This window comes from Arsenophonus nasoniae DSM 15247 (assembly GCF_000429565.1).
GTDB classification, from domain to species: domain Bacteria; phylum Pseudomonadota; class Gammaproteobacteria; order Enterobacterales; family Enterobacteriaceae; genus Arsenophonus; species Arsenophonus nasoniae.
On record NZ_AUCC01000007.1, the window covers coordinates 54,017 to 66,550 of the forward strand.

10 protein-coding genes and 1 tRNA gene are annotated in these 12,534 nt (G+C 37.5%); all 11 read right to left on the minus strand.

All coding sequences use genetic code 11. The annotated features are described in order from the left end of the window. Window positions 1-88 precede the first annotated feature (88 nt). Window positions 89-1,387, minus strand: a complete 1,299-nt coding sequence (locus G468_RS0103090) for an adenylosuccinate synthase (protein ID WP_026821859.1) — start codon at window positions 1,385-1,387, stop codon at window positions 89-91. Window positions 1,388-1,559: 172 nt separating this feature from the next. Next, the gene (gene hflC, locus G468_RS0103095; protein ID WP_026821860.1) at window positions 1,560-2,561 is read right to left on the minus strand and encodes a protease modulator HflC; all 1,002 of its coding nucleotides are present in this window, start codon (window positions 2,559-2,561) and stop codon (window positions 1,560-1,562) included. A 2-nt stretch (window positions 2,562-2,563) separates the two neighbouring features. Beyond that, window positions 2,564-3,781, minus strand: coding sequence for an FtsH protease activity modulator HflK (hflK, locus tag G468_RS0103100; protein ID WP_026821861.1), 1,218 nt, complete (start codon window positions 3,779-3,781; stop codon window positions 2,564-2,566). Window positions 3,782-3,865: 84 nt separating this feature from the next. Next, entirely contained in the window at window positions 3,866-5,158 is a 1,293-nt protein-coding gene (gene hflX, locus G468_RS0103105) for a ribosome rescue GTPase HflX (protein WP_026821862.1), read from the minus strand. A 94-nt stretch (window positions 5,159-5,252) separates the two neighbouring features. Continuing rightward, entirely contained in the window at window positions 5,253-5,549 is a 297-nt protein-coding gene (hfq, locus tag G468_RS0103110; protein WP_026821863.1) for an RNA chaperone Hfq, read from the minus strand. 109 nt (window positions 5,550-5,658) lie between these two features. Continuing rightward, window positions 5,659-6,600 carry a tRNA (adenosine(37)-N6)-dimethylallyltransferase MiaA gene (gene miaA, locus G468_RS0103115; protein ID WP_026821864.1) on the minus strand — a complete coding sequence of 314 codons (942 nt, stop codon included), beginning with the start codon at window positions 6,598-6,600 and terminating at the stop codon, window positions 5,659-5,661. Continuing rightward, complete coding sequence (mutL, locus tag G468_RS0103120; RefSeq protein WP_034249235.1) at window positions 6,593-8,530, minus strand: DNA mismatch repair endonuclease MutL; 1,938 nt, start codon at window positions 8,528-8,530, stop codon at window positions 6,593-6,595. Before mutL ends, miaA begins: the two co-directional genes overlap by 8 nt. A 21-nt stretch (window positions 8,531-8,551) precedes the next feature. Continuing rightward, a complete protein-coding gene (locus G468_RS0103125) occupies window positions 8,552-9,841 on the minus strand; it encodes an N-acetylmuramoyl-L-alanine amidase (RefSeq protein WP_026821866.1) in 1,290 nt (429 codons plus the stop codon). A gap of 14 nt (window positions 9,842-9,855) precedes the next feature. Further along, a complete protein-coding gene (tsaE, locus tag G468_RS0103130; RefSeq protein WP_026821867.1) occupies window positions 9,856-10,314 on the minus strand; it encodes a tRNA (adenosine(37)-N6)-threonylcarbamoyltransferase complex ATPase subunit type 1 TsaE in 459 nt (152 codons plus the stop codon). Between the two features lie 1,349 nt (window positions 10,315-11,663). Further along, window positions 11,664-11,739 (minus strand) — tRNA-Gly (locus G468_RS0103135). Window positions 11,740-11,894: 155 nt separating this feature from the next. Then, window positions 11,895-12,440 (minus strand): oligoribonuclease, encoded by a 546-nt coding sequence (orn, locus tag G468_RS0103140; RefSeq protein WP_026821868.1) that lies wholly within the window; start codon window positions 12,438-12,440, stop codon window positions 11,895-11,897. Window positions 12,441-12,534: the final 94 nt, after the last annotated feature.

Sequence of the window (12,534 nt, forward strand, 5' to 3'; positions counted from 1 at the left end):
TAAATTCGGTAACATGAATTAATCGATATAAAAATAACGCCTGAATGTTCAGGCGTCACTCATTAAGCGATATTATTTAGGGGTAAAATTATGCATCAAAAGGATCTTGTAATATCATTGTTTCAGCCCGATCAGGCCCGGTCGAAATAATATCTATCGGGATGCCAGTTAATTCCTCAATCCGTTTAATATAATCAATTGCTGCTTTAGGTAATTGATTATGTTCTTTTACCCCAAAAGTACTTTCACTCCAGCCTGGTAACGTTTCATATATCGGCTCTAAACCTTCCCATTCCTCTGCCGCTAATGGTGTTATTGTCAATTCAGTCCCATCTGGTTTGCGATAAGCAATACAAAGTTTGACTTCATCCAAACCATCTAATACATCTAATTTAGTTAAACAGAAACCAGAAAGTGAATTGATTTGAACAGCTCGGTTAATAGCAACAATATCTAACCAGCCAGTACGGCGGCAACGACCGGTTGTTGCACCAAATTCCTGCCCTTTTTCACGCAGATATTCGCCCGTTTCATCGGATAACTCGGTTGGGAAAGGCCCTCCACCAACACGGGTAGAATAAGCTTTCAATATTCCTAAAACATAATCAATATAGCATGGACCTAAGCCAGAGCCAGTAGCAACACCACCCGCCGTTGTGTTTGATGAAGTCACATAGGGATAGGTTCCATGATCAATATCCAGCAATGTTCCCTGTGCCCCTTCATACATCACTAATTCGCCTTTTTGATGCGCTTTATACAACAAATCAGCAACATCAACGGTCATCGCCGTCAAAATATCGGCAATAACCATAATATCATCTAATGTTTTTTGGTAATCAATTGCAGGCGCTTTATAATAATTCACTAATTGAAAATTATGGTAATCAACAATTTCTTTAAGTTTGACTGGAAACGTTTTTTTATTAAACAGATCACCAACGCGTATTCCACGGCGAGCAACTTTATCTTCATAAGCCGGTCCAATGCCCCGGCCGGTCGTGCCTATCGCTTTCGCGCCGCGCGCTTTTTCACGCGCGTTATCTAAAGCAACATGGTAGGGCAAGATTAATGGACAAGCTGCTGAAATTTTGAGACGTTCACGCACTGGCACGCCGCGCGCTTCCAATTTTTTCATTTCATCCATTAATGCATCAGGTGCTAACACGACACCATTGCCAATGACGCTTATGACATTTTCACGCAGAATACCCGATGGGATAAGATGGAGTACAGTTTTTTCACCATTTACCACAAGAGTATGACCAGCATTATGGCCACCTTGATAACGAACAACATACTTAGCGCGTTCAGTTAGTAAATCGACGATTTTGCCTTTACCTTCGTCACCCCACTGAGTACCTAATACGACAACGTTTTTACCCATTTCAAAATTCACTCGATTGCTTAAAAAAGAATTCTACCATTTCAAACATTAGCTGCCAGCAATTTTTATAACACCAATACCTCTTTTCATCACAATCTTAACAGATTAAAGCCCGCCTAATGCGGGCTTATCCAGAGTCATTTAGCAATCATTTTGCTTATCTTTTAAATAATCACTGTACCGCTCTTTGTTTAGTTGGTGCTCGCATATAACGGAAAAAATCTGTATCTGGGCTTAATACCATCACATCATCACCATTTTTACTAAAACTCTTCTCGTATGCCCGCAAACTACGGATAAAAGCATAGAAATCAGGATATTGATTAAATGCATCAGCAAATAGCTTAGTCGCCATCGCATCGCCTTCACCACGTAATCTCAACGCAGTGCGCTCCGCTTCTGCCAATGTTTCAGTCACAGTTTTATCTGCTGCAGCACGGATCTTCACTGCTTCTTCTTGACCTTGTGAACGATGCTGACGCGCTACAGCCTCTCGTTCAGCACGCATACGCTGATATATCGCTTCCGAAACTTCACTTGGCAATTCAATACGTTTGATACGCACATCGACAACTTCAATCCCTAATGCCGCCATGCTGTTTGGATTCACAACTGGCAAATTACCTTTTATCTCTTTATCAAAACGGGCTGCTGCCGAGGCAATAGCCTGATCAGCCTCTTTTGTCGCTTCAGTATCTGAACCTTTATTAAGTGCATCACGTACATCGACGGTTAAGCGTCCGCGAGAATCGGTAATAATATCTTTCACATTTAAACGGCCAAATTCTGAACGCAGGCGATCACTAAATTTACGTTTTAGTAAGGTTTCAGCTTGATAAGGATTACCGCCACCGGTCGCAACATAGTAACGACTAAAATCAGTAATTCGCCATTTTAAATAAGAATCAACCATTAAATCTTTATTTTCTCTAGTCAGATAGCGATCTGCCTGAACATCCAATGTCTGAATACGAGCATCCAACATTTTTACCGTTTCAATAAATGGTATTTTGAGATTCAAACCTGGCTCATAAATAATAGGTTTATTGTCACCATCACGTACAACCTTACCAAAGCGTAGAATGATGCCTCTCTCTGTCTGTTGAACTGTGAAAATTGATATATACAACACAACTAATGCAGCAACAATAATAACAATCACTGATTTACGCATGATTATTGTCTCCCTACACGAGCTGAATTACTGCCCCGAGCATTATCCCGCGTACCATAGCTATACGAGTAAGGCGATTCAGTAGAAATATCCGATTGCTGAATAACTTTTGGTGGCGTTATTTTTTGTACATCTGCGGCATTATTTTTGCTTCCATTGCGTAGAATTTGTTCTAACGGCAACACTAACATACTATTGCTCTTGTCGTTAACAATGACCTTACGCGTATTACCTAGTACCCGCTCCATCGTCTCAATATATAAACGTTCTCGAGTAATTTGAGGAGCCGCTCTATATTCCGGCAACATTTTGGCAAAACTGGCTACTTCACCTTCAGCCTTGAAAACCACACTTGACTTATAAGCGGTCGCTTCTTCAATCAATTTCTGCGCATTCCCTTTTGCTAATGGTAGGACTTCATTACGATAAGCTTGCGCTTCACGAATAGTCTTCTGCTCTTCTTCTCGTGCTGCAATAACATCATCAAATGCCGCTTTAACCGCTTCCGGTGGACGAGCAGCTTGGAAGTTAACATCTAATATCGTTATACCCATATTATAAGGTCTTATCGTATTTTCTAACTCTTTTTGTGTTTCATCACGGATAAAAGCACGTTTCGTCGTCAGCACCTGTTCCATTGCTGATTGACCAATAATTCCACGTACTGCGCTATCTATTGCCTGACGTAAACTGTTATCGGGGTTAGTAACATTAAATAAATATTGAGCAGGATCTGTTACTCGATACTGGACATTCATTTCTACTTGAATAACATTTTCATCCGAAGTTAACATCATACCACTAGTCGCTTGTTCACGTATGGTTTCCACATTAACCGGAATGACTTTTTCAATAAAATTCGGCTTCCAATTTAAACCTGGTTCAACAGTATGGCTATATTTACCAAAACGAAATACCACGCCACGATCACTCTCTTTTATCGTATAAAAACCACTTGCAGCCCAAATAATAACAATTGCTGCCATAATAATTGCGATAAAACGACCGTTTATATTGATGCCATTTGGATTACTCGAACCATTTCTATCTTTATTATTCCCACCTAAACCACCAAGTTTGCGACTTAACTTGCGGAACAGATCATCAAGATCAGTTGTCCCTTTTTTCCGATTACCTTTATTACCACTGGAGTTGCCGCTATTGCTGCTTCCCCACGGGTCGCGGTCCTGTCCGTTATTACCGGGCTGATTCCACGCCATGTTATAGCTCCATTCGTTATGATTGGTTTTTCTGGGCTAAGAGTAAAATATTTACTCTTAATTTATTCAATTTATTGACCACATTCAATGTGTTGACTTAACAATGTACTCAAGCAAAGGTTGTTCTTGCTTACAAAGTCTTTGCCAGTCAACAATAGGCAGCTTCACTGCAAGCATGATACTGCCATCTATATCCATTTCTTCATACTCGATTGCCTGAAGTTGATAAAACCGACTGCGTAAACGACCCGCTTCTGGCGGTAAACGCAATTCATAATGTGCAATTTCACCAGAAAGACGTTCTGTTAGCGCCTGTAATAATAATGGAATTCCTTCGCCGGTTTGGGCTGAAAGCCAGACCCGAATAGGGACATTATTCTCATCTCGATCAATACGGGGGATAAATCCATTCAACATGTCAATTTTATTCATGACTAACAGTGCTGGAATTTCATTAGCCTCAATTTCTTCTAATACACTTTCAACTGCTTGGATATTTTCTTCCATACGGTTATCCACAGCATCGACAACATGTAATAATAAACTGGCTTCACGTGTTTCCTGCAATGTTGCTTTAAATGCCGCAACAAGATCATGAGGAAGATGACGAATAAAACCGACAGTATCGGCCAATACTATCGCTCCAACATCATCTATATCAATACGCCGTAATGTAGGATCTAACGTCGCAAATAATTGATCTGCAGCATATACTTCAGACTTTGTCATTTGATTAAACAGACTAGACTTGCCTGCATTAGTGTAACCTACCAATGATATGGTGGGAATACCCGCTTTAGTTCTAGCTTGTCTACCCTGCTCTCTCTGCTTTTCAACCTTTGCCAATCGAGAAAGGATTTGCCGAATTTTACCTCGGATCAATCGACGATCCGTTTCAAGTTGAGTTTCACCAGGTCCACGCAGGCCGATCCCGCCTTTTTGTCGCTCAAGATGAGTCCAACCACGTACCAAACGGGTAGAAATATGCCTTAACTGAGCTAATTCAACTTGTAGTTTACCTTCATGGGTTCGAGCGCGCTGTGCAAATATATCTAAAATTAAACCCGTACGATCAATAACTCGACACTGACATAATCGCTCAAGATTTCTTTCCTGTGCAGGGCTTAAAGTATGGTCAAAAAGAACCACATCGGCATTACTAACTTTAACGGCTGCCGCGATTTCTTCCGCTTTACCCTCGCCAACAAAATATTTAGCCTGGGGTGATTTGCGATTACCTGTGATTATCTGTACTGGCTTAATGCCCGCAGAGATGACTAATGATTCAAATTCAATGAGGTTTTCAGTATCTTTTTCATTTGCGAAAAAAACATGCACAAGAACAGCTAATTCCCCACCTTCATGTCTATCAAACAAAAGCACAACTCCTTAGACTTAAAAAATATCAAACAGGCAAAATACAGATAAAGTTCCCTTTATCTGTATTTTTTTGTTCAAATAATTAACTGTATTATTCAGTCGCATCACTATCCTGTGGAACTGCCACATTGCCTGTATTGTAATTACCTAGGCCTGTATTACCCCCTTGATTACTATGGTGAGATACAGGACGAGAAGGTACTACAGTAGAAATAGCATGCTTATATACCATTTGGCTTACTGTGTTTTTCAGTAAAATAACAAATTGATCAAATGATTCGATTTGACCTTGTAATTTGATGCCATTGACCAAATAAATGGAAACCGGAACCCTTTCACGACGTAACGCGTTTAGGAACGGATCTTGCAAAGATTGCCCCTTAGCCATTCTCTATTTTCCTTATTTTGTTGTTTTTAACTAAGAACCTTTATGGTTCGAAAAAATTAACTACTCAAAAAATTGTGCCTTTACCACCAATTGTACATAAATAGCAAACCTATGCACTAATAAGATGCAATATTGTGTTAAGTGCTCCCTTAATATCATCGCTATCGAGTCTATGCACGTTTTTCCATCCTTTTAACCATGTAATTTGACGTTTAGCCAATTGACGTGTTGCACATATACCACGATAAACCATTTCATCATAGTTGATTTCACCAGACAAATATGACCACATCTGACGATAACCAACAGAACGAATAGCAGGTAGATCTTGATGGAGATCCCCCCTAGCATAAAGAGCGCTAACTTCATCCTCAAAACCCGCATTCAACATTTGTAGAAAACGCATCTCGATACGTTGATGAAGAATTTTACGATCTTGCGGTGAAATCGCAAACTGTAACACATTATATGGTAATTCTGCTTCTACAATTTCAGTCAATTCTGTCAGGCTCTTTCCAGAAACTAAAAAAACCTCCAAGGCACGAGACAATCGTTGCGGATCATTAGGATGGATTCTAGCTGCCGATATAGGATCAACCTCTTGTAAACGTTTATGAATTGCCCCCCAACCCGATTGCTTCGCTTGCAATTCAATTTCTGCCCGAATTGTAACATCGGCTGAAGGTAAGGGTGACAACCCATCTAGTAACGCTTTAAAATATAGCATAGTCCCTCCAACGAGTAAGGGAATACGACCTGAAGCGACTATTTTTTCCATTTCTGCTAAAGCATCACGACGAAAGTCTGCCACAGAATAAGACTGTGACGGATCCAAAATGTCAATCAATCGGTGTGGCGCAATTTGTTGCTCTTCCAGTGTTGGTTTCGCTGTTCCTATATTCATATCTCGATAAATTAATGCAGAATCTACACTAATTATTTCAACGGGTAATTTTTGACACAATGCCATTGCCAATGCTGTCTTTCCCGACGCCGTAGGCCCCATTATAAAAATCGCTTGCGGTTTAGGTTGAAAAATTTTTTTACTCATGAGTTAAAGCCGTTATCACCGATTCAAAATCAATTAGTTGTAGTAATGTTTTCGGTGGTTCTTTAACTAATTCAGGGTGAGCCCGCTCAAGATCCGCTAGTAACTGTACCCCTTGTGCAACCGTCCACACTTGTTTTTCATTCACTAAATAATCTGCTAACCAAACAACTAATTCCTTCACCTGACAAGAAGTATTTTGAGCAAGATATTTCAACAGTTTTGGAAATAATTCAGCCAAATTTTGCGATCTCAAGGGACAAGATACAGCACTAATTGTTGCTTTATTATGAGAAATATTGATATCAAAACCTAATGTACTTAATAATACCTTTACTCGATAAAAAGTTTCAATTTCCTTTTCTGTTAATGCGAGTTTTATTGGTATAAGTAACGGCTGAGATTTTAATCCTTTATCAGTAGGAATTAATTGACTTCGTTTCAAATATCGCTCAGCTTCCGCTAATGATAACAAACCTATTCCAAATGATGATTCAATAAATGCGAAATTTTTAGAGTAAATTGTTAGTATTTTACCAAATGTATAATTTTTATCATTTTTTTCAACAAATACCGATTTTACTGCTAATTTTTCAGTTTTTATGGGTTTCCGCTCTGGAAAAAGTGGGATTTTTTCTTGTTCACATGCTTCATTTTGCATCAATTGCTGATAAAGCTCACCCTGTTTTTTGTTATAAGTTTTTTGGGTTATTTTTCCATTATTGTAGCAAGAAAATGATGTCGTTTCAGATGGCGAAATTTGGTTACACGCCCTTAATTCTGTTATTACTTGCGCTTTTTGCTCTTCAACAACTAAATCCTGTTTTGGATTATCTGAGGCAAAAAAATTTTCACCCGCAGCTAACCTATTTTGCAATCCTAAAACAGGATGACTTTCTTGTTTTAAATCAATAGTCACTTGATTAAATTGTTTTTGTTGTTGGCTTAGTAGCGTGTTCACACCCTGATAGATAAAATCATGCACCAATCTTGCTTGGTGAAAACGGACTTCCTGTTTAGCTGGATGAACATTAACATCAACCTGACTAGGATCAATCGTTAAATAAAGAACATAAGCAGCTTGCTGCTCATCTGGCTGACGATCAGCATAGGCCTGGCGAATGGCATGATTAATTAATCGATCACGCATCATGCGGCCATTAACATAACAGTATTGAATTTCAACAGTCTTACCTAAATCGGGATTAGTTATCCAACCTTTAATTGCTAAATCACCATGTTGCCAACCTAATTTCAGCGCATTTTGTATAAAAGTGCTGCCACAAATTGCAGCCAGACGTCGTTCATATTGCTCTTCACTCTTTGTCGCACGATACTGGCGAACTAATTTACCATTATGATGCAAGTTGATTGCAACATCGAAACGCGCTAAAGCGATTCTACGTACCACCTCATCAATATGGCTAAATTCGGTCTTCTCTGTACGTAAAAATTTACGTCGAGCTGGAGTATTATAAAACAGATCAAGAACTTCAACTGTTGTTCCTATTGGGTGAGCAGCAGGTTTTAGCGTAACATTCATCTCACGCCCTTCAGCATAAGCTTGCCAGGCTTCTGTTTGTGTCTCGACGCGTGAAGTTAGTATTAAACGAGAAACTGAACTAATACTAGCTAGCGCTTCTCCTCTAAATCCCATACTCTTAATAGCGGCGAGATCTTCTAGCGTAGCTATTTTGCTGGTAGCGTGTCGCTCTAACGCTAAGGTTAAATCTTCTTTGGCAATACCACTACCATTATCATGGATACGGATAAGCTTTGCACCACCACGCTCAATTTCTATATCAATACGACTGGCGCCAGCATCAAGACTATTTTCGACTAACTCTTTCACAACCGATGATGGACGTTCAACAACTTCACCTGCAGCAATTTGATTAGCTAACTGAGGAGAAAGAATTTGTATTGCTGACATAATGACCTCTGTCGTATTCCATCATTTTGGCGCTGCTTGTAGGGGGTGCTGGGTAAAATAATTGCGTAAACCTTGATGAATAGCTATCGCCAAACGTTCCTGATAATCATCGGAAACTAAAAGACGTTCTTCAGAAATATTACTAATAAAACCGGTTTCCACAAGAATAGAGGGAATGTCAGGAGAACGGAGTACACCAAGACTAGCATGTTCCGGATCATATTTATGGATATTACCAATTTTATTTAATTCTCTCAGTACTTTTACCGCAACAGCATAACCTACACGCTGGGAATTGCCAAATTGCAAGTCTAAAACAGCTTGGCTAAGATATGGATCTGAGCCATTAGCTAACGCATCACCTGCACCACCTAATAATTCAGATTGCTTCTCATGTTGTTCAAGCCAATTACCCAATTCACTATTCGCTCTTCGATTGGAAAGAACCCAAACAGAAGCACCTCGAGCACGATTATTAGGTGCTGCATCAGCATGAATTGAAACGAGCATATCAGCTGCTTTTTGTCGCGCCACTTCTGAACGACCCGCTACAGAAATAAAATAATCGCCATTGCGAGTCATCACGGGCTTAAACATCGGATCTGTCTTTAAATAGTTTTCTAATTTACGCGCGATACTCATTGTTATATTTTTTTCTCGATGACCATTTTGCCCAATTGCACCTGGATCTTTACCACCATGCCCAGCATCAATTGCCACGACAACTTGCCGGGTTCCTTTAGGTAAATTTTTATATATTACGGGGGTCGGAGAGTAATTGACTAACTTTTTCTCTGTTTTTGAATTAATTGCTAGCGATTTATTGGTTACTTCATTTGCTGGCTGAAATATCTGAGACTGTGACGCGCCAGCACGACTATTCTTTAATGTAAAAACTATTTGATAATGCTGATTTATTTGTTTAACCACCGCACTTGCTGTCACTGCATTTGCCAGTTCTATAACAATACGTTGATACTGACTATTCGGTGGCTGACTAGTACGAACCCCTTGAACTAAATTATTATTTATAAACTTCATTGGTAATCCAGCTACCGGATCAGATTGACGAAAATCGATAACTAAACGCTCAGGTTCATGGAGTGGAAAAAAGTGGTACTCTGGATTACCTCCAGCAAAGCGTAAAATGACTTTTGCTTCGGATAAATTATCATTGACGTGAATATTGAATAAAGTAGCAGCCTGTGCACTAGACAACAATAAGTTGTTAAGTAATATCATTGTCATTAATAAAAGAAATACATGAATTTGCCATCTTTTTATTATATTAATCATCGAAGTCGTCATCATGATTAGTATTCCTATTACGACAATTTTTCTAATAACATTTCCCCATATGTTGATAACGCGACAAAACGTGCTTGTCTTCCATTATTGTCATATGATAGATAGAGTTCGAGATCAGCGGATGGTAATATTCCTTCACCTTTCTTTGGCCATTCCACTAAACATATGGCCTGCCAATCAAAATAATCACGGATACCCATAAATTCAAGCTCTTCAGGATCAGTTAAACGATATAAATCAAAATGGTAAACGGGATTAGGAACTAATAAATACGATTCAACTAACGTGTAAGTTGGACTTTTTACATGTCCTTGGTAACCTAATCCTTGCAAAAAACCGCGACTAAAAGTCGTTTTCCCTGCGCCCAAATCGCCATATAAATAAAGAATAAAACGTTGCTTACAAAGATGAGCTAAACGATGCCCTAAAGCTATTGTTGCTTTTTCATTAGCAAGCAATAATATAAGTTCTTTCATAAAAATATTGCCATTTTTTGTAATTTTTTATTTAATAGTTTAACTCATAAAATATATCACAAAATACTATTACTTACCGAATATTATAGCGATATTTAATGTTATTTTTGCCAATAAAACTTACATCATATGCTTATGATTTAACTAATTAATTTTTTTTAGTTAGTTACTTTTATCAATATTGTATCATTTGATCTGAACAAATTTATATAAAAACAAAGCCATTAAATTTTTCTTTAATATCAAATAATTATCGTTTATCATCTAAAATATTGCAAATAATCATAAAACAGACTTCATCAAATAAAACCATGAAATAATTTTGTCTTAAACAATTAAAATTATTTGGTTAAGAGAAGCTTTTTTACATGACTAAAGAGGCGCTATATTATATCGAAACATAGATAAATGCCCGCTAACTAAAAAATATTATATTGCGCTACCTAGTTACACCTTGAAATATATCAATAAAATAATACTTCTATTATAAATAAAACCTTACCCAAATAATAATAGCGTCTTGCGAACAATATCTATTGACTAACATCAATATTTTCAAGAGTTAGATACTTCAATTTTACTTGTGTATAAAATAAAAATGCATTGATCATAAAAAAATTATTATATAATCAATCATCAAAAAATATAAATATTTTTTAAAATGTTTTCAATAGGTTAAATGAAATTCATGAAGAAAAGTATCAATAGTGATAGCGATAAAAAAATGTATTTTTCTGTGGATAACTCTGTGCAACAAAGCAAAAGACACACGATGTGCTATAACCAAAATTCAATTGTAAATGAATCAGTTATTAAAACATTTTAACTGAGAAAATGTAGCAACTTTAGCCATAAAATTTCTAAGATTAATGTAGATAACAACATCAATTCACCTAAAATACATTTTAAGTACTAAAACAATTTCCCTGCCAAGAATGACACCACATGGTTCACTTCACTGATAAAGTATATGCCGTAACACCTACTTCAAAATTGGGGGAGTGGAATTCTATGCCTAGCAGATACGATTTGCAAGTCCTATGTGCCCGATTTTTCAAATAAATTTTTCTCGACTAGCTATATAATTGTTGACTATGAAGCAAGACTGTGACTTCTTTCAGTAGCTAATCTCCTATTTAAAAATAGACGGTTTTTATCAGAGTGCAATAAAAAATTTTATTCTTATCATTAAATACAATCCAAACAGAAAAATAAAAATTCACCAACAAAATAGATATAAATAGTCACTAAATTCTGAGTGGCTAACAAGCTGAAAGAATGAAAAACAAGTAAAAAAAACAACAAATTATATCACAGATTTTTATGTTAATTATGATAAAAAGAGAACTTGGAGCGGGAAACGAGACTCGAACTCGCGACCCCGACCTTGGCAAGGTCGTGCTCTACCAACTGAGCTATTCCCGCATATTTATAACAACAATATTACCAATCACTATGGGTTGCGAATTATACGAAAAATTGCCAAACAGACAAGTACTTTTGCCATAAAAAATCTATTTTCAGTCTAAATGCTGATTAAAGCAGCAAATAGCTCATAATCAGCATGATAATAACACGACTTAAAGGTTGATAAAGTGTTGGCGATAATAATCTAATTCTGCAATAGATTCCCTTATATCTTCTAAAGCCTTATGGGTATTTTTTTTTGTAAAACCGGGTAATATATCAGGCTTCCAACGCCGAGCCAGCTCTTTTAAGGTACTAACATCTAAATAACGATAATGAAAGTATTTTTCCAACTCAGGCATATATTTGAATAAAAAACGACGGTCTTGAGCAACACTATTACCACAAATAGGTGAAACGCCAATAGGCACCCACTTTTCTAAAAATGCTATTGTGGCTAACTCTGCTTTTTTTTCATCATATTGACTAGATTTAACTCTATCAATCAGTCCACTTTCAGTATGAGTTTTAATATTCCACTCATCCATAAGTGATAACTGTTGCTCCGATTGATGAATGGCGATCACTGGCCCTTCGGATAAAATTGTCAGATTGGAATCCGTGACGATGGTTGCAATCTCAATAATGCGATCCTGTTGCGGATCTAATCCCGTCATTTCCAAATCTATCCAAATTAAATTGTTCTCACGATTTACCATGTTATATCCTAGGTTCCATTCTAAACTGATAGCATGCAATACTTAGTGTATGATAGCTTCTTAAAAGCACAACTACGATAACGCTTGATAATGA

What these genes read in the sequence shown, in the direction of transcription:
- orn (WP_026821868.1), bottom strand. Translation starts at nt 12,440, where the DNA reads ATGGTAAATCGTGAGAACAATTTAATTTGGATAGATTTGGAAATGACG.
- tsaE (WP_026821867.1), bottom strand. Translation starts at nt 10,314, where the DNA reads ATGAAAGAACTTATATTATTGCTTGCTAATGAAAAAGCAACAATAGCT.
- mutL (WP_034249235.1), bottom strand. Translation starts at nt 8,530, where the DNA reads ATGTCAGCAATACAAATTCTTTCTCCTCAGTTAGCTAATCAAATTGCT.
- G468_RS0103090 (WP_026821859.1), bottom strand. Translation starts at nt 1,387, where the DNA reads ATGGGTAAAAACGTTGTCGTATTAGGTACTCAGTGGGGTGACGAAGGT.
- hflK (WP_026821861.1), bottom strand. Translation starts at nt 3,781, where the DNA reads ATGGCGTGGAATCAGCCCGGTAATAACGGACAGGACCGCGACCCGTGG.
- G468_RS0103125 (WP_026821866.1), bottom strand. Translation starts at nt 9,841, where the DNA reads ATGATGACGACTTCGATGATTAATATAATAAAAAGATGGCAAATTCAT.
- hfq (WP_026821863.1), bottom strand. Translation starts at nt 5,549, where the DNA reads ATGGCTAAGGGGCAATCTTTGCAAGATCCGTTCCTAAACGCGTTACGT.
- miaA (WP_026821864.1), bottom strand. Translation starts at nt 6,600, where the DNA reads ATGAGTAAAAAAATTTTTCAACCTAAACCGCAAGCGATTTTTATAATG.
- hflC (WP_026821860.1), bottom strand. Translation starts at nt 2,561, where the DNA reads ATGCGTAAATCAGTGATTGTTATTATTGTTGCTGCATTAGTTGTGTTG.